This window comes from Streptomyces sp. NPDC005303, from assembly GCF_040607335.1.
Lineage (GTDB): Bacteria > Actinomycetota > Actinomycetes > Streptomycetales > Streptomycetaceae > Streptomyces.
Map to the genome: position 1 here is coordinate 69,474 of NZ_JBEXGM010000007.1, position 21,886 is coordinate 91,359.

Genomic DNA, 21,886 nt, shown 5'->3' on the forward strand with positions numbered 1-21,886 from the left:
GTTCGGGGTACGGGCGCCGCGCTCGGACGCCGATACGGGAACCGTACACGCAACGGCCGGGGCCGATCGACGGATATTACGTCCGCCGACCGGCCCCGATCGCGTGCTACGACGGTCAGCCGCGCGGCTTCTCGCGCATCTCGTACGTCGCGATGACGTCGTCGACCTTGATGTCGTTGAAGTTGCCGAGGTTGATACCGCCCTCGAACCCTTCGCGGATCTCGGTGACATCGTCCTTGAAGCGGCGCAGACCGGAGATGGTGAGGCTCTCCGCGACCACCTTGCCGTCGCGGATGAGGCGCGCCTTGGTGTTGCGCTTGACCTCGCCCGACCGGACCAGGACACCGGCGATGTTGCCCAGCTTGGACGACTTGAAGACCTCGCGGATCTCCGCCGTGCCGAGCTCGACCTCTTCGTACTCCGGCTTGAGCATGCCCTTGAGGGCCGCCTCGATCTCCTCGATCGCCTGGTAGATGACCGAGTAGTACCGGACGTCCACACCTTCGCGCTCGGCCATCTGCGCGGCACGCCCTGCGGCGCGCACGTTGAAGCCGATCACGATGGCGTCCGAGCCCATCGCCAGGTCGACGTCCGACTCCGTGACCGCACCGACACCACGGTGCAGGATCCGGATGTCGACCTCTTCGCCGACGTCGAGCTGGAGCAGGGAGGACTCGAGAGCCTCCACCGAACCGGACGCGTCGCCCTTGATGATGAGGTTGAGTTCCTGCACCAGACCGGCCTTGAGGGCCTCGTCCAGGTTCTCCAGGGAGAACCGGACACCCCGGCGGGCGAAGTTGGCGTTCCGCTCACGAGCGGCGCGCTTCTCGGCGATCTGGCGGGCCGTGCGGTCCTCGTCGACGACGAGGAAGTTGTCGCCGGCGCCCGGGACGTTGGTGAGACCGAGGACGAGGACCGGAGTCGACGGACCCGCCTCTTCCAGGTTGTCGCCCTTGTCGTCGAGCATCGCGCGGACACGGCCGTACGCGTCGCCGACCACCATGGTGTCGCCGACCCGCAGGGTGCCTCGCTGGACCAGGACGGTCGCGACGGCACCGCGGCCACGGTCGAGACGGGACTCGATCGCAATACCCTGCGCGTCCTGCTCGGGGTTGGCCCGCAGGTCGAGCGAGGCGTCCGCGGTGAGGACCACGGCCTCCAGAAGAGCCTCGATGTTGAGGCCCTGCTTGGCGGAGATGTCGACGAACATGGTGTCGCCGCCGTACTCCTCGGCCACCAGACCGAACTCGGTGAGCTGACCGCGCACCTTGGTCGGGTCGGCGCCCTCGACGTCGATCTTGTTGACCGCGACCACGATCGGCACGTCGGCCGCCTTGGCGTGGTTCAGCGCCTCGATCGTCTGGGGCATCACACCGTCGTTGGCCGCCACCACGAGGATCGCGATGTCGGTCGACTTGGCACCACGGGCACGCATGGCGGTGAACGCCTCGTGACCCGGGGTGTCGATGAAGGTGATCTTGCGCTCTTCGTCGTTGACCTGAGTCGTGACCTGGTACGCACCGATGTGCTGCGTGATACCGCCGGCCTCGCCCGCGACGACGTTCGTCTTGCGGATGGTGTCGAGGAGGCGGGTCTTGCCGTGGTCGACGTGACCCATGACGGTCACGACCGGCGGACGCGCGACGAGGAACTCCTCGCCACCCTCGTCCTCGCCGAACTCGATGTCGAAGGACTCGAGCAGCTCGCGGTCCTCCTCCTCGGGGCTGACGATCTCCAGGACGAAGTTCATCTCGTCCGCGAGGAGCCGCAGCGTCTCGTCGGAGACGGACTGCGTGGCAGTGACCATCTCGCCGAGGTTCATCATCACGCCGACGAGCGACGCCGGGTTGGCGCCGATCTTCTCCGCGAAGTCGGTGAGGGAGGCACCGCGCGACAGGCGGACGGACTGTCCGTTGCCGCGAGGCAGCATCACGCCGCCGACCGACGGGGCCTGCATGGCCTCGTACTCCTGGCGCCTCTGACGCTTCGACTTGCGACCGCGACGCGCGGGACCGCCGGGACGACCGAAGGCGCCCTGCGTGCCACCGCGACCGCCCGGACCACCGGGACGACCGCCGAAGCCGGGACGACCGCCGCCGCCACCACCGGGACCGCCGGGACGACCGGCGAAACCGCCGCCGCCACCACCGGGACCGCCGGGACGACCGGCGAAACCGCCGCCGCCGCCACCGGGACCGGCCGGACGACCGGCGAAGCCGCCGCCACCCGGACGACCGCCGCCGCCACCACCGGGACGACCGCCGCCACCAGGACCGCGGCCGCCGGGGCCACCGCCGCCGGGACGCGGGCCGGCAGCCGGACGCTGCGGCATCATGCCGGGGTTGGGACGCGCGCCGCCGGGGCCACCGGGGCCGCCGCCGGGACGGGGACCGCCCTGCGGACGGGGCATGCCGCCCGGGCTGGGACGGGCGCCGCCCGGAGCCTGCGGACGGGGGCCGCCCGCCGCGCCCTGGGGACGGGGACCGCCCTGGCCCTGGCCCTGCGGACGCGGGGCGCCGCCGGGACGCTCACCGGGGCCACCTGGGCCGCCGGGACGAGGGGCGCCGCCCGGACGGGGCGCCTGCGGGCGCGCCATGCCGGTGGAGCCACCAGACGTGAAGGGGTTGTTGCCCGGACGGGGACCGGCCGGACGAGCACCGGGACGGGCACCCTGGCCGCCCGGACGCGGAGCGCCGGGACGGTCGCCGCGGTCACCGCGACCCTGGCCGGGAGCACCCTGGCCGGGAGCGCCGGCCGGACGCGGGGCGCCCGGACGCGGGGCCTGACCGGCCGGACGCGGGGCGCCCGGACGCGGGCCGGAGCCCTGGCCCTGGTTCTGGCCCTGGGAGGCCGGTGCGGCGGGAGCCGACGGCGGTGCCGTGAACTCGGGCGTGGTCGGAGCCGGGGACGCCGGGGCGGGCCGCGGCGCGGGCTTCGGGCCCGGGGTGGGACGGGGGCCGGGAGCGGCCGGCGCGGCGGGAGCCGCGGGCGTCTCGGCGGCGGCCGGCTTGGGGGCCGGCGGGCGCGGGGCGGCCGGACGGGCGGCCTGCGCGGGAGAGGGGGCTGCCGGACGTGCCGGGGCAGCCTTGCGGGCGGGGGCGGGCTTGCCGCCTCCGTTGCCCTGCTGGAGGGCGTCCGTCAACTTACGGACGACGGGCGCTTCGATAGTCGAAGACGCCGAACGGACGAATTCACCGAGTTCTTGGAGCTTGGCCATGACGACCTTGCTCTCGACCCCGAACTCCTTGGCGAGTTCGTATACCCGGACCTTAGCCACTTCGCTCCTTTTAGGTCCGGGTTGCGTCCGGACCGTCGCTACTTCATGGGCGTACTCATCGCGTGCTCATCGAGTGCTCATCGCAATCTCGACCTACTTCCAACTCGCGGGGTACCTGGGCCGCACGGGGGTTCCGCGCGACGCTTCTTACGGTGTTGCCTGCTCAGCAACTGTCTGTCTGCTCGACATGTCGGCGCAACGCCTTTATGTCGAGCGCTCCCGGGGCGCGCAGCGCCCGCGTGAACGCCCGGCGGCGTACCGCCTGGTCGAGACAGACCAGGGCGGGGTGGATGTACGCACCCCGGCCGGGCAGCGTACCGCGAGGATCAGGGACGCATGCGTCCTTGATCGCCACGATGCGCAGCAGATCGGTCTTGGCCGCTCGCTGCCTGCATCCCACACAGGTGCGTTCAGGGCATGCGCGGGCGTGCGTCCGGCCAGACACTCTTAAGTCTACCTCCCCGTACCGACCTCACCCCTTCGGGGCAGGGATCGAACGGTTGTTGTCGTGATCTGAGCCACCAACGGCTTGGATCTATTCCCCAGCACCGTTACGCAGCACCGTTACGCAGGGCTGTTTCGCGGCACTGCCCGTCGACGCTACTCGTCGGCCTGCTCGGTGTCCGGGCGGATGTCGATCCGCCAGCCGGTGAGCCGGGCCGCGAGCCGGGCGTTCTGCCCTTCCTTGCCGATGGCGAGGGAGAGCTGGTAGTCCGGGACGGTCACCCGCGCGGAGCGGGCGGCCATGTCCACGACCTCGACCTTGGAGACACGGGCCGGCGAGAGGGCGTTCGCCACCATCTCGGCCGGGTCGTCCGACCAGTCGACGATGTCGATCTTCTCACCGTTCAGCTCGCCCATGACATTGCGCACCCGGCCGCCCATGGGGCCGATGCAGGCGCCCTTGGCGTTCAGGCCCGAACGGGTGGACCGTACGGCGATCTTGGTGCGGTGACCGGCCTCGCGGGCGATCGCGGCGATCTCGACGGACCCGTCGGCGATCTCCGGCACCTCCAGGGCGAAGAGCTTCTTCACCAGATTGGGGTGCGTACGCGACAGGGTGACGGACGGACCGCGCACGCCCCTCGCCACCCGTACGACGTACGACCGGAGCCGCATGCCGTGCGGGTACGTCTCGCCGGGGACCTGTTCCTGCACCGGCAGGATGGCCTCCAGCTTGCCGATGTCCACGAGCACGTTCTTCGGGTCGCGGCCCTGCTGGACCACGCCCATGACGATGTCGCCCTCGCGCCCCGCGTACTCGCCGAGCGTCGCGTCGTCCTCGGCGTCGCGCAGCCGCTGCAGGATGACCTGCTTGGCGGTGGTGGCGGCGATACGGCCGAAGTCGGACGGGGTGTCGTCGAACTCCCGGGGCTCCTGGCCCTCTTCGAGCTCCTCGGGGTCCTCCTTCGCCCACACGACCACGTGTCCGGAGTCCCGGTCGAGTTTCACGCGCGCGTGGCGGTGGCTTCCCTCGGTGCGGTGGTAGGCGATGAGGAGGGCCGACTCGATCGCCTCGACCAACAGGTCGAAGGAGATCTCCTTCTCCCGTACCAAGCCCCGCAGGGCACTCATGTCGATGTCCACGGCTACGCCTCCTCTTCCTGCTCGTTTTCCTGCTGGTCCTTGCTGTCCTTGCGGCCGAACTCGACCTGCACGCGCGCCTTGTCGAAGTCGGAGAAGGCGAGTCTGCGGGCGGTGGCCTTGCGGCCCTTCACACCGGGCACTTCGAGATCGAGGCCTTCGTCGTCGACCTTCAGGATCCGGGCGACCAGTTCGCCGCCGCCCTCGGTCAGCTGGAACTTCACCAGCCGGTCCACGGCCCGCACATAGTGCCGGTGCTCCTTGAGGAGGCGCTCGGCGCCCGGGGTGCCGACCTCGAGGGTGTACTCCCCCGCGCCCATCGCGTCGGTCTCGTCGAGCTTCGCCGAGAGCGCGCGGCTCACATCGGCGATCTGGTCCAGGTCGGCTCCGGTGTCCGAGTCGACGACGACGCGCAGCACCCGCTTTCGTCCTACGGAGTCCACTGCGATCTCTTCGAGATCCAGGCCCTGGGAGGTGACGAGCGGTTCCAGGAGCTCTCGCAGCCTCTCGCTCTGGGTGGTGCTCATCCGGGTGACTCCTCGGCCGCGTGTGCTGTTGTGGGTAGGTCGCGTGTCAGGTCAAAGGGTATCCGGTCGCGGAGGGTGTTGCCGTCCAGGTGACATCGGATGCGCGGGTACGGTGATCGTCAGTGGGCTGACCCCCCGCCCGTGTGTTCGTACGAGCTTCCCGAGGACGTCTGCCGTGCCGTACCCGCCTCCGCCGCGCGTCCCTTCGGGGCCGCGGAGAAGATCCCTGCTCGCCTCGGTCGCCGGGGGCGCCCTTCTCGTGGGGTGCTCCGACGGGACCGGAAGCAGCGAGGAGGGCACCGCCGGCAGTCCCTCCGTCGTCGCGCGGGCACGCGCGCGGGCGGCCCGGGACAGCCGGGGGATCGTCGAGCGGTACGACGCCGTCCTGGCCGCCCATCCGACGCTCTCGGAGCGGGTGGGGCCGTTGCGGGCGGAAGCCGTGCGGCATGTTGAGGCGTTCGGGGAGAAGGTCCCGGCGGCCACGGCGGCCTCCCCCGGCGCTTCGGGCAGCGCCTCGCCGTCGCCGTCGCCCTCGGTCACCGTGCCCGCGACCGAGAAGGACGCCCTCGCCCAGCTGGCCGCCGCCGAGCGGGCGCTCGCCGACCGGCGGGCCAAGGAACTGCTGGACGTGCCGGGCGAGCTGGCCCGGCTGCTGGCCTCGGTGGCGGCGGCCGGCGCCGCGCACGCCTATCTGCTGACGGAGGCCGCCCGATGAGTGAGAAGCAGGAGCTGGAGGCCCTCCAGAAGGCGCTGGCCGCCGAGCACGCCGCCGTCTACGGCTACGGCGTCGTGGGCGGCCGCGTCCACGAGGACCGACGCGCGGAGGCCAGGGCCGCCTACGACGCCCACCGGGCCCGCCGGGACGCCCTGGTGCGTGCGGTGCGGGGCCTGGGCGGCACGCCGGTGGCCGCGGCGGCGGCGTACGCGCTGCCCTTCCCGGTGCCGGACCCGGCCGCGGCGGTACGGCTCGCCGCCGACCTGGAGGACCGGGTGGCCGGGGTGTACTCCGACGTGGTGCGGGCAACCGGGGGCGGGCGGCGGAGCACCGCAGCCGAGGCGCTGCGGGAAGCCGCGGTGCGTGCGGTGCGCTGGCGCGGCGAGAGCGTAGCCTTCCCTGGGCTCGCCGAGCGGGCGACCACGGTGTCGCCCTCGTCCTCGGCCTCGCTTTCCCAGGCGGGCCCCACGGCGTAACGCGGTACTGGAAGGGAACGACTCGCGCATGGCTTTCGAACCACCACAGCGGCTGGTGCGGGCGCTCGCCGAGAGCGTGCCGGACGCCGACGACTGGGTGGACAAGCTGCCCGGGAACGCCGGACAGGCCGTCGCGCTGGGCGAGTTGACCGTGGAGCGGGTCCAGGTGCCCGGAGGACGCAGCAGCCTCGTCGTACTGGTACGGCGGCCCGACGGGACACCGGCCGTGCTCAAGCTGGCCCCGCCCCGGGCCCGGCCGGAGAGCGAGCGGGCGGCTCTCGCGCACTGGGACGGCCGAGGGGCCGTACAGCTGCTGGAGCCCTTCGTCACCGAGGGCGTGCTGCTTCTCGAACGGCTGCACCCCGATGTCTCCGTGCGGTCGCTGCCGGAGGCCAAGGCGTTGCTGGAGGCGGCCGGGACCCTGCGGCGGCTGTGGGTGGAGCCGCCCGGTGACCATGTCTTCGAGACGGTGGCCGAGCGGACCGGGCGACAGGCCTCGGTCATGCGGGGTGCTCCCGCGGAGGTCGCGGGGCTGGTGGGCGCGGCCCTCGACGCACGGGAGTCGCTGCTGGCCGCGCCGCCGGAGGAACGGCTGCTGCACGGGACGTTCCGGCAGAGCAAGGTGCTGTCGGGTACGCGCTCTCCCTGGCTCGCCGTCGGGCCCGACCCCGTCGTCGGGGAGTGCGCGTTCGATCTCGCTCGGCTGGTGCGGGACCGGGTGGAGGACCTGATCGCCTCACCGTCGGGGGCGGCGACGACCCGGCGACGGATCAAACGGCTCGCGGAGTCGCTCGAGGTGGATCAGGAGCGGTTGCGGGGCTGGACGCTGTTCCGGGCCGTGGAGTCGGGTGTCCGGGCACTGCGGGTGGGGCGGCCGAAGGATGCCGAGCTGCTGCTGGAGTTCGCCGGGTGGCTGTGAGGCGGCGCTCGCGTACGCCGCCTCACCCTGTGCCAGTCTTCCCTAGGCGGTCAGGCGGGCGATCGCCTCGTCCACCGTCAGCTCCTCACGCTCACCGGTGCGGCGGTCCTTGAGCTCCAGGACGCCCTCGGCGGAACGGCGCCCCGCGACCAGGATCTTCGGTACGCCGATGAGCTCGGAGTCCGTGAACTTCACGCCCGGGGAGACCCCGGCGCGGTCGTCGACGAGGACCCTGAGGCCCGCCTCGCGCAGTTTCTCGGAGACGTCGAGGGCCAGTTCGATCTGCAGGGCCTTGCCGGCGGCGACGACGTGCACGTCGGCCGGGGCGACCTCGGCGGGCCAGCACAGGCCCTTGTCGTCGGCGGTCTGCTCGGCGAGGGCGGCGACCGCGCGGGAGACGCCGATGCCGTAGGACCCCATGGTCACGCGGACCGGCTTGCCGTTCTGGCCGAGGACGTCGAGCTTGAGGGCGTCGGCGTACTTGCGGCCCAGCTGGAAGATGTGGCCGATCTCGATGGCGCGGTCCAGCTTGAGGCCGGTGCCGCACTTCGGGCACGGGTCGCCCTCCTGGACCACCACGACGTCGACGTACTCGTCGACCTCGAAGTCACGGCCCGCGACGACGTTCTTCGCGTGGGTGTGCTCCTTGTTGGCGCCGGTGATCCAGGAGGTGCCGGGGGCCACCCGCGGGTCGGCGATGTACTTCAGCTTCTCCTGACGGCCCTGCGGACCCACGTAGCCGCGGACGAGATCGGGACGCCCGACGAAGTCCTCCGCCGTCACCAGCTCCACGGCGGCGGGCGCGAAGTGCGCCTCGACCTTGCCCAGGTCGACCTCGCGGTCGCCGGGAACACCGACGGCCACGATCTCGCCGTCGACCTTCACGAGGAGGTTCTTGAGGGTGTCGGAGGCCTCGACGCCGAGGTGGGCGGCGAGGGTCTCGATGGTGGGGGTGTCCGGGGTGGGGATCTCTTCGAGGGCCGGGACCGAGGCGCCGTCCACCGGCTTCAATTCGTACGTGATCGCCTCGGTGTTGGCCGCGAAGTCGCAGTTCGGGCAGTCCGCGAAGGTGTCCTCGCCGGCCTCCGCGGGCGCGAGGAACTCCTCCGACTTGGAGCCGCCCATCGCGCCGGCGGTGGCGGCGCAGATGCGGTAGTCGAGGCCCAGGCGCTCGAAGACCTTCTGGTAGGCCTGGCGGTGCAGGGCGTAGGACTGGGCCAGGCCCTCGTCCTCGGTGTCGAACGAGTACGAGTCCTTCATCAGGAACTCGCGCCCGCGCAGGATGCCGGCCCGGGGGCGGGCTTCGTCACGGTACTTGTGCTGGATCTGGTAGAGGATGACCGGCAGGTCCTTGTAGGAGGACGCCTGGTCCTTCACCAGCAGGGTGAAGATCTCCTCGTGGGTCGGGCCGAGGAGGTAGTCGCCGCCCCTGCGGTCCTGGAGCCGGAACAGTTCGGCGCCGTACTCGTCCCAGCGACCGGTGGCCTCGTAGGGCTCCCGAGGCAGCAGGGCGGGGAGCAGCACCTCCTGGGCGCCGATCGCGTCCATCTCCTCGCGGACGATCCGCTCGACATTGGCCAGCACCTTCTTGCCGAGCGGCAGCCAGGACCAGATGCCGGCGGCGGTGCGGCGGACGTACCCGGCGCGCACGAGCAGCTTGTGGCTGAGGACCTCGGCGTCCGCCGGGTCGTCGCGCAGCGTCTTCGCCATCACCTGGGACATGCGCTGGACCGGTGCGTTCGCCATTGTTCTCGTACTCCTGCCGGGAAAGGGTGATGGCAAGGAGGTTAGCCGGGCACGCTGTGCCGGTGGAAATCGGTTCAGCGGCGGCGCAGCGGCAGGGGGGCGCCCATCACGGCGTACGGCTTCGGAGCGCTCGGGAAGAGGACCTGGCGGGCGAGGTCCTGGTAGCCGAGGGAGTGGTACAGGCCGCGGGCCGGGCTGTCGGTGTCGATCGCGGAGAGGATCGAACGGGGCTCGGTCGCGCTGTCGGTGATGGTGGTGATCAGGGTGCGGCCGATGCCGCGGTTCTGGTGGTGCGGGTGGACATGCAGTTCGGTGATCACGAAGGAGTCGTCGAGCCAGATCTCGTTGTGCTGGGCTCGGAGGTAGGGCTCCACGACGGTGGACCACCAGTGGGTGCGGTCGTTGGGCATGCCGTACACGAAACCCACGAGGTGCCCACCGGCCGTCGCGCCGAGTGCTCTCGCCCCCGGGTAGGTCATGTGCCGCAGCACGATCTGGCGGCGGACCGCCACTTCGTCCGCGCCGAGACCGAATGCGACGGCTTGGACCGCTAGCGCCTCGTCCACGTGGGCCGACAGGTCGAGGGGGCCGATGACGAGGTCCATGCGGGGAGCGTACAGGCAGGCGGGATCAGAAGAGGACGCTCATGAAAGCGCCGACCTCGCGGAAGCCCACCCTCGTGTACGTCCGCCTCGCCGCCGTGTTGAAGTCGTTGACGTACAGGCTGACGACCGGGGCCACATCCGCGAGGGCGTAGCGCAGCACCGCGGCCATCCCGGGGGCGGCCACTCCTCTGCCCCGGTACTCGGGGGCCACCCAGACGCCCTGGATCTGGCAGGCCCGGTCCGTCGCGGCGCCGATCTCCGCCTTGAAGACGACCTTGCCGTGTTCGTCGAGGCGGGCGAACGAGCGGCCGGAACCGACCAGTTCGGCGACGCGGGCCTGGTAGAGCAGGCCGCCGTCGCCGGCCAGCGGGGAGACGCCGACCTCCTCCGTGAACATCGCCACGCACGCCGGCATGATCGTCTCCATCTCGTCCTTGCGGATGCGGCGGACGTACGGATCCGGGGCGACGTCGGTGGGCATGCGGTCGGTGACCATGAGGGGCTGGTGGGCGCGGACCTCCCGGGCCGGGCCCCAACTGGGTTCCAGCAGGCGCCAGAGCTGGGAGGTGGGTTCGGAGGGACCGACGATGGAGGAGCAGCGGCGGCCCGCGCGCCGGGCACGGTCGGCGAAGGCGCGGACGGCTCGGGCGGTGGCGCAGATCGGGACCAGGTTGGCGCCGGCGTAGCAGAGCGACGTGAGCATGCCGTCCTCGTACCAGCCCCACATCTCGCCGCCGAGCCGCCACGGGTCGAGACCGGCGACCTGCACCCTCGACGTCACAAAGGCGTTCGCGACCGGATCGCGGTCGAGGATGGCGAGCGCGGCGTCCAGGTCGCTCGGTTCGAGGACCCGGGAGGTCGTCTGAGTCAACACGGGCGGGGCCTCACACTGGGGTCTGCTGATCTCCGCACTGTACCCGCGGAAGCTGAGCCGTGCCGAGCCGTGTTCAGGTGCCGGTTGCCTGTGAGGCGCCCGGTGTCCTGGTGGCCGTCTCTGGGGGCTGCGCCCCCAGACCCCCATCGGCCCGAAGGGCCTCGTCCTCAAACGCCGGACGGGCTGGAGTGACCTGGACCGGCGCCGCGAAGCCCCAGCCGCCTCAGCCCGCCACCGACACCGACGGCTCGCCCGACGCGATGCCGTCCGCCTCCATCTGCTCGGCCAGCTTCATGGCCTCCTCGATGAGGGTCTCCACGATCTTGGACTCGGGGACGGTCTTGATGACCTCGCCCTTGACGAAGATCTGGCCCTTGCCGTTGCCGGAGGCGACACCGAGGTCGGCCTCACGGGCCTCGCCCGGACCGTTCACCACGCAGCCCATGACGGCGACGCGCAGCGGGACCTCCATGCCGGTCAGACCCGCCGTGACCTCCTCGGCCAGCTTGTAGACGTCCACCTGGGCACGACCGCAGGACGGGCAGGAGACGATCTCCAGGCCGCGCTGCTTGAGGTTCAGGGACTCCAGGATCTGGTTGCCGACCTTGACCTCCTCCACGGGGGGCGCGGAGAGGGAGACGCGGATGGTGTCGCCGATGCCCTGCGAGAGGAGGGCGCCGAACGCCACCGCACTCTTGATCGTGCCCTGGAACGCCGGGCCCGCCTCCGTGACGCCGAGGTGAAGGGGGTAGTCGCACTGCGCGGCCAGCTGCTTGTACGCCTCGATCATGATGACCGGGTCATTGTGCTTGACCGAGATCTTGATGTCCCGGAAGTCGTGCTCCTCGAAGAGGGACGCCTCCCACAGGGCCGACTCGACGAGCGCCTCGGGCGTCGCCTTGCCGTACTTCTGGAGCAGGCGGCGGTCCAGAGAGCCCGCGTTCACGCCGATGCGGATCGGGGTGCCGTGATCCTTCGCGGCCCGCGCGATCTCCTTCACCTTGTCGTCGAACTGCTTGATGTTGCCGGGGTTGACGCGTACCGCAGCACAGCCGGCCTCGATAGCGGCGAACACATACTTGGGCTGGAAGTGGATGTCCGCGATCACCGGGAGCTGCGACTTGCGGGCGATCGTCGCGAGGGCGTCGGCGTCGTCCTGCGTGGGGCAGGCCACACGCACGATCTGGCAGCCGGAGGCGGTGAGCTCGGCGATCTGCTGGAGGGTCGCGCCGATGTCGGACGTACGGGTCGTCGTCATCGACTGGACCGAGACCGGGGCGTCACCGCCCACCGCGACCGTGCCGACCTGGATCTGCCGGCTCTTCCGGCGCTCGGCGAGCTTGGTCGGAACGGACGGCATGCCGAGAGAAATCGCAGTCATCTGCTGTGCAACCCCAAGTCGTGGATCAAGGTCCCGGTCCCGTCAGCGGCGGGCTCCAGGCTTCGAGATTACGGCACCGACCGGGGCGCGAGCACATCACCGGCTTCAAACCCACTCAATGGAAGGCGGCCCGGCATGGAACACACCGGGCCGCCTCCAACGCCGTACGGCTAAGAGATTTTCACTGGGTTAACGACGTCGGCAACCAGGACGAGCAAGGTGAAGCAGATGAAGATCCCCGCCACCACATAGGCCACCGGCATCAGCTTCGCCACGTCGAACGGGCCCGGGTCCGGGCGCTTGAGGACCTTCGCCAGGTTGCGGCGCAGGGACTCCCACAGGGCGCCCGCGATGTGGCCGCCGTCCAGGGGGAGCAGCGGGAGCATGTTGAAGAGGAAGAGCGAGAGGTTGAAGCCCGCTACCAGCATCAACGCCATCGCCAGCTGCTGGGTCGGCGGGATGTCCAGGGTGAAGATCTCGCCGCCGACCCTCGCCGCGCCGACCACGCCCATCGGGGAGTCAGGCTCGCGCGGGGCGTCGCCGAAGGCCGCGTTCCACAGGGCGGGGATCTTGCCGGGCAGGGCGGCCAGGGAGTCGACGGCGTCGCCGACGCGGTCGCCCATCCAGACCACGGAGTCGCCGAAGTCCTGCTTGACGATGCCGGTGGCGGCGCTGAAGCCGAGGAAGCCGGCGGTGACGTACTCGCCCTGGACGTACTGGCCGCTGGAGTCCTTCTTGGCGACCTGGTTGGAGGCGATCTTCGCCGTGAGGGTGACGTCCTTGCCGTCGCGCTCGACGACGATCGGGACCGTCTTGTCGGGGTTGGCCCGGATGAGGTCGGAGAGCTTGTTCCAGTCGTCCGTCCGCACGCCGTCGAACGAGATGATCTTGTCGCCCGCCTTGAGGCCGGCGGCCGCGGCCGGGGAGGCCGGGTCGGAGGCCTTGCACTTCTCGCGGTTCTGGCTCTGGGCGATCACGCACTTGGAGACCGAGCTGACCGTGTTGGTCTGCTGGGAGATGCCGAAGCCCATGAGGACCGTGAGGAAGAGGGCGACCGCGAGGATGAGGTTCGCGAAGGGGCCCGCGAACATCACGATGACGCGTTTCCAGGGCTTACGGGTGTAGAACAGGCGTTTCTCGTCGCCGGGCTGGAGCTCCTCGAAGGCGGCCGAGCGGGCGTCCTCGATCATGCCGCGCCAGGGGGACGTGGAGCGGGCGCTGATACGGCCGTCGTCGCCGGGCGGGAACATGCCGATCATGCGGATGTAGCCGCCGAAGGGGACGGCCTTGATGCCGTACTCCGTCTCGCCCTTCTTCCGCGAGAAGACGGTCGGGCCGAAGCCGACCATGTACTGCGGCACGCGGATGCCGAAGAGCTTGGCGAAGGACAGGTGCCCCAGCTCGTGCCACGCGATCGACACCAGGAGGCCGAGGGCGAAGAGCGCTATGCCGAGGATGAACATCAGGGTCGTCATGCACGGGCCTCCGCCGTCTGTGCCGTCAGTTCCCGGGCCCGGGTCCGCGCCCAGGTCTCCGCTTCGAGGACGTCCGCGACGGTGAGCGAGGTTCCCCCGCGCGGGGTGCCGTGCTCGTCCACCACCCGGGTCACGGTCTCCATGATCCCGTTGAACGGCAGTGCGCCGGCCCGGAAGGCCTCGACGCACTCCTCGTTGGCGGCATTGAACACCGCCGGGGCCGTGCCCGCGAGCTGTCCCACGTGTCTCGCAAGGTTGACCGAAGGAAACGCGTCGTTGTCGAGCGGGAAGAACTCCCACGTGGACGCCTTGCTCCAGTCGAAGGCGGGCGCCGCGTCGGGGACGCGCTCGGGCCAGCCGAGACCGATGGCGATCGGCCCGCGCATGTCGGGGGGCGTCGCCTGGGCGATCGTGGATCCGTCCGTGAACTCAACCATCGAGTGGACATACGACTGGGGATGCACGACCACCTCAATGCGGTCGAAGGGAATGTCGTAGAGGAGGTGCGCCTCGATGACCTCCAGGCCCTTGTTGACGAGGGTCGCGGAGTTGATGGTGATGACCGGACCCATGGCCCAGGTGGGGTGGGCGAGGGCGTCCTCGACGGTCACCTGGGCGAGGTCGGCCTTCGTGCGGCCGCGGAAGGGACCGCCGGACGCGGTGACGACCAGCCTGCGGACGTCGGCCCGGGTCCCGGAGGCGAGCGCCTGGAAGAGGGCCGCGTGCTCGGAGTCGACGGGGATGATCTGCCCGGGCTTGGCGAGGGCCTTCACCAGCGGGCCGCCCACGATGAGCGACTCCTTGTTGGCGAGCGCGAGGGTGCGGCCCGCCTCCAGGGCGGCGAGGGTCGGGGCGAGTCCGATGGAGCCGGTGATGCCGTTGAGGACGGTGTGCGCGTCGGAGGCGGCGAGCCGCGTGGCCGCGTCCGGTCCCGCGAGGATCTCGGGGAGCGGCTCGCCGGCGCCGTAGAGGCCGCTGAGGGCCTCACGCAGCTGCGGTACGACGTCCTCGCGGGCGACCGCGACGGTCCGCGCCCTCAGCCGGTACGCCTGCTCGGCGAGGAGCGCCACCCGCCCGCCGTTGGCGGAGAGCCCGGTCACCCGGAACCGGTCGGGGTTGCGCAGCACGAGGTCGATGGCCTGGGTGCCGATCGAGCCGGTGGAGCCGAGGATCACCACGTCCTTGGGGCCGTCGCCCGCCACGGGGTCGTAGACGAGGTGCGGGTCGGCGAGGGGGGCTGGACTGTCGCTCATCCCTCCATTGTGGCCGTAAGGACGGTGTAGGAGGACAGCGCGTCCCCGTCTCGGGGGGCGCGCTGTCGTGCGTGGTCAGCGGATGGGGCGGTGGACATTCTCCTTCTCGGAGGGGCCGGGGGTGGCGTCCGCGATCCAGACGCCTTCGCCGGAGGGGTCGACGATGCCGTCCTCCAGCCACGTGTAGGTGCCGGAGAGCACGCCCTTGACGACCTTGCGGTCCTGGTCGTCGGTGTTGTTCCAGAGGCGGCCGAAGAGTTCCTCGATGCGGAGCCGGGACTGCCGGCAGAAGGTGTCGGCGAGCTGGTAGGCCTCGCGGCCGTGCGGCTCGGTGGTGTAGAGGAGTTCGGCTCGTACGCAGGCCGCGCTCATCGCGAAGAGTTCGGCGCCGATGTCGACGATCCTTCCGAGGAAGCCCTGTTTGGTCTCCATGCGGCCCTGCCAGCGGGACATGGCGTAGAAGGTGGAGCGGGCGAGTTTGCGGGCCGTGCGTTCGACGTAGCGCAGATGCGTCGAGAGGTCGACCTCGCGTTTGAACTCACCGTAGGTGTTGGGCAGTTGGCCCGGTCCGGCGACCAGCTTGGGGAGCCACTTGGCGTAGAAGACGCCCGCGTTCGCGCCGGCCTTCGCCTTGTCGCCGAGGGACTTCTCCGGGTCGATGAGGTCGCCGGCGACGGAGAGGTGGGCGTCGACGGCCTCGCGGGCGATCAGCAGGTGCATGATCTCCGTGGAGCCCTCGAAGATGCGGTTGATGCGCAGGTCGCGCAGGACCTGTTCGGCGGGGACCGCCTTCTCGCCGCGGGCCCGCAGGGAGTCGGCGGTCTCGAAGCCCCGGCCGCCGCGGATCTGGACGAGTTCGTCGGCGATGAGCCAGCCCATCTCGGAGGCGTAGAGCTTGGCGAGGGCGCCTTCGATGCGGATGTCGTTGCGGTTCTCGTCGGCCATCTGGGAGGACAGGTCCAGTACGGCCTCCAGGGCGAAGGTCGTCGCCGCGATGAAGGAGATCTTGGAGCCGACGGCCTCGTGGTGGGCGATCGGCTTGCCCCACTGTTCGCGGGCGGTGGACCATTCGCGGGCGATCTTCAGGCACCACTTGCCGGCGGCCACGCAGGAGGCGGGCAGTGAGAGGCGGCCGGTGTTGAGGGTGGTCAGGGCGATCTTCAGACCGGCGCCCTCGGGGCCGATGCGGTTGGCCGCCGGGACCCGGACCTGGTGGAAGCGGGTGACGCCGTTCTCGATGCCGCGCAGGCCCATGAAGGCGTTGCGGTTCTCGACGGTGATGCCGGGTGAGTCGGTCTCGACGACGAAGGCGGTGATGCCGCCCTTGTGGCCGTCGGACTTCGGGACGCGGGCCATGACGACGAGGAGGTCGGCGACCACGCCGTTGGTGGTCCACAGTTTCACTCCGTCGAGGACGTAGTCGTCCCCGTCGGGCACGGCGGTGGTGGCGAGGCGTGCCGGGTCGGAGCCGACGTCCGGTTCGGTGAGCAGGAAGGCGCTGATGTCGGTGCGGGCGCACCGGGGCAGGAACTTCTCCTTCTGCTCCGGGGTGCCGAACAGTTTCAGCGGCTGGGGTACTCCGATCGACTGATGGGCGGAGAGCAGTACGCCGATGGCGGGGCTCGCGGAGCCGGCGAGGGCCAGCGCCTTGTTGTAGTACACCTGGGTGAGGCCGAGGCCGCCGTACTTGGTGTCGATCTTCATGCCGAAGGCGCCGAGCTCCTTGAGCCCGCTCACGACGTCGTCGGGGATGCGGGCCTCGCGTTCGATGAGGGCGCCGTCGACCCTGGTCTCGCAGAAGTCGCGGAGCTTGGTCAGGAACTCCTCGCCGCGCTGTGCGTCCTCCTGCGGGGGCATCGGGTGGGGGTGGATGAGGTCGAGCCGGAACCGCCCCAGGAACAGTTCCTTGGCGAAGCTGGGCTTGCGCCAGTCCTGCTCGCGGGCGGCCTCCGCCACCTCGCGGGCCTCGCGCTCGGTGACGACAGGTTTGGTGGACGGTGCGGACATCAGGCTCACCTCGTCGTGAATCGGGATCTTGGGGGCCGTATGGTTACCGACGGGTGCTACCCGATCGTATGTACCTGATCCGGGGCGAGGTCACCACCCCTCGCGCGGCCGTTCGGCCGATGTCGACGGAATCCGCCGCGGCGTCCAGCCGGCCGGCGCCGGCTCCGGCGGGCATCCGCGCATGCCGCCCTCCCCGGACGTACGGCGCGCCCGCTCCATGGCCCGCCGCGGCCGGTCGTGGTAGGCAGGGAGCCACGCTCCGCCGAGGCGGTGAACGGCCAGGCCGGAGTGGGTTCGCCGGTGTCGGGGCCTCTCCCGTGCGGCATACGTCCACGAGTCCTTGTCGAAGCGCTTCGACAACCTATGGACACCCACTCCCGGGGGAGCTACTGTCGAACCACCCCCACCCGCCCGTGTTCGCACTGCGCACTGTCGAAGCGCTTCACAAAGCTTGGAGAGCTGGATGGTCACCCTCGCCGAGGTCGCCCAGCACGCCGGAGTCTCGGCGAGCACGGTGAGCTATGTCCTCAGTGGCAAGCGGTCCATCTCGACGAGCACCCGGCAGCGGGTCGAGGAGAGCATCCGCGAACTCGGCTACCACCCGAACGCGGGCGCCCGCGCCCTCGCCAGCAGCAGGTCGAACATCATCGCGCTGATGATCCCGCTCCGCACCGACATGTACGTGCCGGTGATGATGGAGATCGCCATCGCGGTGGCCACCACCGCGCGGACGCACGGGTACGACGTCCTGCTGCTGACCGGCGAGGAGGGCCCCGACGCCGTACGACGTGTCACCGGCAGCGGGCTCGCCGACGCGATGATCCTGATGGACGTCGAACTCGACGACGAGCGGCTGCCGTTGCTGCGCGGCACCGACCAGCCGTGCGTGCTCATCGGCCTCCCCGCCGACACCTCCGGGCTCACCTGCGTCGACCTGGACTTCCGGGCCACCGGGGCGCTGTGCGTCGAGCACCTCGCGAAGCTCGGTCACCGCGACATCGCTGTCATCGGCGAGGCCCCCGCGGTCTACGAACGGCACACCGGATTCGCCGAGCGCACGCTGGACGGACTCCGTTCGCGCGCCCAGGAGCTGGGCGTACGGCTGCTGCACCGGCCGTGCGACGGCGGGTACGACGCGATGGCGGTGACCCTCGCCCGCATCCTCGACGAACGTCCGTCCACCACGGGCTTCGTCGTGCAGAACGAGCAGGCCGTCGAACCGCTGCTCGCGCTGCTGCGCCAGCAGGGCCGGGCCATCCCCGAGGACGTCTCGGTGGTGGCGATCTGCCCCGAACAGGTCGCCGTCCAGGCCTCGGTGCGGCTCACCTCGGTCGCCATCCCCGCCCAGGAGATGGGCCGGCACGCCCTGGAGCGGCTGGTCGCCAAGCTGGAGGGCCGCGGTGAGGACGAACTCGTCCTGATCGAGCCCGAGTTGACGGTCCGGGCGAGTACGGGCCCGGCACCTTCGGCGTCCTGACACCTCACCCACCAGACCTCACACACCACGCGTCCCGTGCCTGTGCGGCACGCCCCTGTCTGCATTCCTTCAGGAGCACTCCTCGTGAATCAGCCTGCCGAAATCCAGCCCAAGGTCAGCCTTGCGCAGTCGTCCCCCACCGTCGGCACGTTCCGGGAGCGGGACGGCGCGCTGGAGTGGAGCGGGCGCCAGGAGACCGTACGTGTCGAGCCGTGGGGCCCGGACGCGGTCCGGGTGCGTGCCCGGCTCGGCGGGCCGATCCTGGAGGGACTGCCGGGTGCTCTGCTCGACGAGCCGCCCGCCACCGAGAGCACGGTCAAGATCGGTGACGGGGAAGGCCTGCTGACGGTGGGCGCGCTGACCGTCCACGTCGACGCCGAGGGGCAGCTCCGGTTCCTGCGCACCGAGGACTCCGCCGAGCTCCTCGCGGAGGCCCGCGCCCACTTCTGGTGGCCCGGCTCGCGTCTGTACACCGCGGTCGGCAACGGCCACCACCGGCTGGAACAGCGCTTCGCCGCCTACGACGACGAGAAGCTGTACGGTCTCGGCCAGCACCAGCACGGCAAGCTGGACCAGAAGGGCCTGGTCCTCGACCTGATCCAGCGCAACGCCGAGGTCGGCATCCCGGTCCTCGCCTCCAGCCGCGGCTACACCCTGCTGTGGAACAACCCGGCGATCGGCCGCGTGGAGCTGGCCCACAACGGCACGCGCTGGGTGGCCGACTCGGCCCGCCAGATCGACTACTGGATCACCGCGGGCCCCCTGGCCGACGGCCAGCGCCGCTACAGCGCGGTGACCGGCCGTACGCCGATGCTGCCGGAGTGGGCGGCGGGCTTCTGGCAGTGCAAGCTGCGCTATCGCACCCAGGACGAACTCCTCTCCGTGGCACGGGAGTACAAGCGCCGGGGGCTGCCCATCTCCGCGATCGTCTGCGACTTCTTCCACTGGACGCACCTCGGTGAGTGGAAGTTCGACCCGGCCGAGTGGCCCGACCCGGCGGCGATGGTCCGTGAACTGGAGGAGCTGGGCATCAAGTTGGTGGTGAGCGTCTGGCCGTCGGTGTCGCCGCTCAGCGAGAACCACGCCCTGATGGAGCAGCGCGGATACTTCATCGGCACCCAGTACGGTCCGATGGCGCACGCCGACTGGCCGGACAAGGGGGTCGCATCCACCGTCCAGGTCGCCTTCTACGACGCCACGAACCCGGAGGCCCGTGAGTTCATGTGGTCGAAGGTCCGCGACAACTACCTTGCCCCCTACGGCATCACGGCCTTCTGGCTGGACGCCTGCGAGCCGGAGCTCAAGCCCGGCTTCCAGGAGAACCTGCGCTACTGGGCGGGGCCCGGCCTCGAGGTCGGCAACATGTACCCGGCCGAGAACTCCCGCACCTTCCACGAGGGCCTGAGCGCCGCGGGCGAGGAGGTCATCACCCTCAACCGCTCGGCCTGGGCGGGCAGTCAGCGCTACGGCGCCGCCCTGTGGTCCGGTGACATCGGCACCGACTTCCCGACCCTGCGCGAGCAGATCGCCGCGGGTCTCAACACCGCGATGTCCGGCATCCCGTGGTGGAACACGGACATCGGCGGCTTCCACGGCGGCGACCCGGACGACCCGGCGTACCGCGAGGTGATGGTCCGCTGGTTCCAGTTCGGAGCGCTGTCCCCGCTGATGCGGCTACACGGCTTCCGCGACCCGGGAATGCCGCTGGGACCGGAGATGACCGGCGGCCCGAACGAGGTGTGGTCGTACGGCGAGGAGGCCGGCACGATCATGGAGAAGTACCTTCGGCTGCGCGAGCGGCTGAAGCCGTACGTGCTGAAGGTCATGCGCGAGGCCCATGAGGAGGGGCTGACTCCGATGCGGCCGCTGTTCCTGGAGTTTCCGGAGGACCAGGCGGCGTGGGGAGTCGACGACGCGTATCTCTTCGGCGCGGACCTGCTGGTCGCCCCGGTTCTCACGGCGGGCGCGACGGCCCGTACGACCTATCTCCCGGCGGGCGCGACCTGGACGGACGCGTGGACCGGCCAGACGTACGAGGGGGGCACGACGGTGACCGTCGATGCCCCGCTGGATCGCATCCCGCTGTTCCTGAGGGACGGGGCGCGGCTTCCGGTGGCGGAGTAGCGCTACCGAAGCGGCCGGTCCCACGGGGGTGGGCCGGCCGCTTCGTCGTGTGGGGGTCAGCTTTCGCAGACCGAGCGCAGGGCGCGGGCCAGGGCCCTGGTGTGCAGGGCGTCGAGGTGGTCCTCGTGATGGACCTGGAGGGCGGCGAGAAGGAGTTCGGGACGGCAGGCGACCGCGCCGCGGTCGTCGGCGGTGCCGGCGAGGGCCTCCACCAGCGCGCTGGTCACACGGTTGATCTCCTGCCGTACGACGCTCAGGTCCGGCTTGGTCGTCGGCGCCTGGTCGGGGTGGTCGGTCCAGCGCTGGAACAGGCCGCGCTGGACGGTCTTGTTGGCCTCGATCTGGTCGCGGAAGATCACCCGGATCTCGTCCGGGTCGGCGCCGAGCTGCTGGGCCTGGGCGGCCACGTTGTCGAGGACCTGCTGTTCGCGGGCCGGGTCGTCGATGGGGCTGTCGGTGCCCCACTTGGCGGCGGCGACCAGGTCGGCCGTGGCCAGGCGTGCGGCGGCGAGTTCGACGACCGGATGCAGGGCGGAGAGGGAGCGGGCGGTGGCGTGGGGTGCCGCGGCCGTCCCGGAGACGGGAACCGCGACCGCGGAACCCGTCGCGGTGAGAACGACGGCCGCGGTCGCGGTCACGGTGGTCAGGGCACGTCGGAGGGGGGTGGTGGTACGCATGCCCCCATCAAACCCGACGCCGCCCCACGATCAGGTCAACTGCTGCTTACCGTCAGGTTGTTGGTGGCGAAGTCGAGGCCACCGGACGAGCTGGTGATCTCGAAGCCGAACTGCACGTCACCGATGGTCACGTTGCCGAACCAGCCCTTGGTGTCCTTGATCCACTTCAGAATCGGGAGGACGTTGACCGAGCCGGAGGTCGAGTTGGAGGTGCGGACGAACGAGAACACCGCGTTGGAGCCGTTGCTGCCCTTGTAGACGGTCCAGGTGTGACCGCCGAGCGTCACGTTGCCCTGCGAGGTGCCGAGCGGGCCGACGGCTCCGGTCTTGTTGACCCAGAGCATGATCTCGTAGGCGTGGTTGGTGTCCCAGATGTCGTACGACGTGTTGTACGCGCCGGACGAGGGGACCGTGACGTTGTAGTTGCTGGAGAGCGAACCGAGTGAGGTGATCGACTTGTTGACCACCTTCTTGGAGTTCGGGTAGGACTTGATGCCGCCGGTGTTGGGGTGGTTGGCGTTGACGCCCCAGTTGGTGCCGGAGTTGGCCCAGATGCACTGGCTGCCGGCGCCGGAGCCCCAGATGTTGTTGTAGAGCGTGTAGCCGTTGAGGCTGGTGTTGCCGTACTGGTCGCAGGAGCTCCAGACGGCGGCGGAGGCGGGGGCGGAGGCGAGTCCGACGGTTGCGCCGATGGCCATCGCCGGGGCCAGTGCGGCCATGGTGACCTTGCGCAGAGCGCTTGCCATGGTGTCCCTTTCCATGGGTGGGG

The 21,886-nt window shown here is 70.6% G+C and carries 18 protein-coding genes; 5 read left to right on the forward strand and 13 right to left on the reverse strand.

Annotation, left to right across the window (positions count from 1 at the left end; genetic code table 11):
* Nucleotides 1–115: 115 nt before the first annotated feature.
* The 4 genes from infB to rimP all read right to left on the reverse strand — a co-directional run bounded on the left by infB (nt 116) and on the right by rimP (nt 5,388).
* The gene (gene infB / locus ABZT93_RS13155; protein ID WP_356103095.1) at nt 116–3,277 is read right to left on the reverse strand and encodes a translation initiation factor IF-2; all 3,162 of its coding nucleotides are present in this window, start codon (nt 3,275–3,277) and stop codon (nt 116–118) included.
* A 163-nt stretch (nt 3,278–3,440) separates the two neighbouring features.
* Nucleotides 3,441–3,722, reverse strand: coding sequence for a YlxR family protein (locus ABZT93_RS13160; RefSeq protein ID WP_356103098.1), 282 nt, complete (start codon nt 3,720–3,722; stop codon nt 3,441–3,443).
* A 155-nt stretch (nt 3,723–3,877) separates the two neighbouring features.
* Nucleotides 3,878–4,864: a transcription termination factor NusA gene (nusA, locus tag ABZT93_RS13165; protein ID WP_356103101.1), complete on the reverse strand. Its 987-nt coding sequence runs from the start codon at nt 4,862–4,864 to the stop codon at nt 3,878–3,880.
* A gap of 2 nt (nt 4,865–4,866) precedes the next feature.
* On the reverse strand, nt 4,867–5,388 hold the full coding sequence (gene rimP, locus ABZT93_RS13170) for a ribosome maturation factor RimP (protein ID WP_356103104.1): 522 nt from the start codon (nt 5,386–5,388) through the stop codon (nt 4,867–4,869).
* A 175-nt stretch (nt 5,389–5,563) separates the two neighbouring features.
* Between rimP and ABZT93_RS13175 the strand changes: the two genes are divergently transcribed.
* From ABZT93_RS13175 to ABZT93_RS13185, 3 genes are read left to right on the forward strand one after another with little or no spacing between them, the layout of a single operon-like run.
* A complete protein-coding gene (locus ABZT93_RS13175; RefSeq protein ID WP_356103107.1) occupies nt 5,564–6,103 on the forward strand; it encodes a hypothetical protein in 540 nt (179 codons plus the stop codon).
* Entirely contained in the window at nt 6,100–6,579 is a 480-nt protein-coding gene (locus ABZT93_RS13180) for a ferritin-like domain-containing protein (protein ID WP_356103108.1), read from the forward strand. Before ABZT93_RS13175 ends, ABZT93_RS13180 begins: the two co-directional genes overlap by 4 nt.
* 28 nt (nt 6,580–6,607) lie before the next feature.
* Complete coding sequence (locus ABZT93_RS13185) at nt 6,608–7,498, forward strand: aminoglycoside phosphotransferase family protein (protein WP_356103111.1); 891 nt, start codon at nt 6,608–6,610, stop codon at nt 7,496–7,498.
* Between the two features lie 42 nt (nt 7,499–7,540).
* On the opposite strand, the gene ABZT93_RS13190 is transcribed toward ABZT93_RS13185, so the two are convergent.
* The 7 genes from ABZT93_RS13190 to ABZT93_RS13220 form a co-directional block, all read right to left on the reverse strand.
* Nucleotides 7,541–9,244, reverse strand: a complete 1,704-nt coding sequence (locus ABZT93_RS13190) for a proline--tRNA ligase (RefSeq protein ID WP_356103113.1) — start codon at nt 9,242–9,244, stop codon at nt 7,541–7,543.
* Nucleotides 9,245–9,318: 74 nt separating this feature from the next.
* A complete protein-coding gene (locus ABZT93_RS13195; protein WP_356103116.1) occupies nt 9,319–9,849 on the reverse strand; it encodes a GNAT family N-acetyltransferase in 531 nt (176 codons plus the stop codon).
* Nucleotides 9,850–9,874: 25 nt separating this feature from the next.
* Nucleotides 9,875–10,723 carry a GNAT family N-acetyltransferase gene (locus ABZT93_RS13200; protein WP_356103118.1) on the reverse strand — a complete coding sequence of 283 codons (849 nt, stop codon included), beginning with the start codon at nt 10,721–10,723 and terminating at the stop codon, nt 9,875–9,877.
* A 223-nt stretch (nt 10,724–10,946) separates the two neighbouring features.
* Entirely contained in the window at nt 10,947–12,104 is a 1,158-nt protein-coding gene (ispG, locus tag ABZT93_RS13205) for a flavodoxin-dependent (E)-4-hydroxy-3-methylbut-2-enyl-diphosphate synthase (protein WP_356103122.1), read from the reverse strand.
* Nucleotides 12,105–12,274: 170 nt separating this feature from the next.
* On the reverse strand, nt 12,275–13,567 hold the full coding sequence (locus ABZT93_RS13210; RefSeq protein ID WP_356103580.1) for a site-2 protease family protein: 1,293 nt from the start codon (nt 13,565–13,567) through the stop codon (nt 12,275–12,277).
* 8 nt (nt 13,568–13,575) lie between these two features.
* Entirely contained in the window at nt 13,576–14,832 is a 1,257-nt protein-coding gene (gene dxr, locus ABZT93_RS13215; RefSeq protein WP_356103125.1) for a 1-deoxy-D-xylulose-5-phosphate reductoisomerase, read from the reverse strand.
* 75 nt (nt 14,833–14,907) lie between these two features.
* Nucleotides 14,908–16,839: an acyl-CoA dehydrogenase family protein gene (locus ABZT93_RS13220; RefSeq protein ID WP_356103127.1), complete on the reverse strand. Its 1,932-nt coding sequence runs from the start codon at nt 16,837–16,839 to the stop codon at nt 14,908–14,910.
* 463 nt (nt 16,840–17,302) lie between these two features.
* Between ABZT93_RS13220 and ABZT93_RS13225 the strand changes: the two genes are divergently transcribed.
* Both ABZT93_RS13225 and ABZT93_RS13230 read left to right on the forward strand, forming a co-directional pair.
* A complete protein-coding gene (locus tag ABZT93_RS13225; protein WP_356022704.1) occupies nt 17,303–18,316 on the forward strand; it encodes a LacI family DNA-binding transcriptional regulator in 1,014 nt (337 codons plus the stop codon).
* Between the two features lie 84 nt (nt 18,317–18,400).
* Nucleotides 18,401–20,440 (forward strand): TIM-barrel domain-containing protein, encoded by a 2,040-nt coding sequence (locus ABZT93_RS13230; protein ID WP_356103130.1) that lies wholly within the window; start codon nt 18,401–18,403, stop codon nt 20,438–20,440.
* A gap of 56 nt (nt 20,441–20,496) precedes the next feature.
* Here ABZT93_RS13230 and ABZT93_RS13235 read toward each other — a convergent pair whose 3' ends face one another.
* Complete coding sequence (locus ABZT93_RS13235) at nt 20,497–21,117, reverse strand: chorismate mutase (protein ID WP_356103133.1); 621 nt, start codon at nt 21,115–21,117, stop codon at nt 20,497–20,499.
* 35 nt (nt 21,118–21,152) lie between these two features.
* Nucleotides 21,153–21,863 carry a hypothetical protein gene (locus ABZT93_RS13240; RefSeq protein ID WP_356103136.1) on the reverse strand — a complete coding sequence of 237 codons (711 nt, stop codon included), beginning with the start codon at nt 21,861–21,863 and terminating at the stop codon, nt 21,153–21,155.
* Nucleotides 21,864–21,886: the final 23 nt, after the last annotated feature.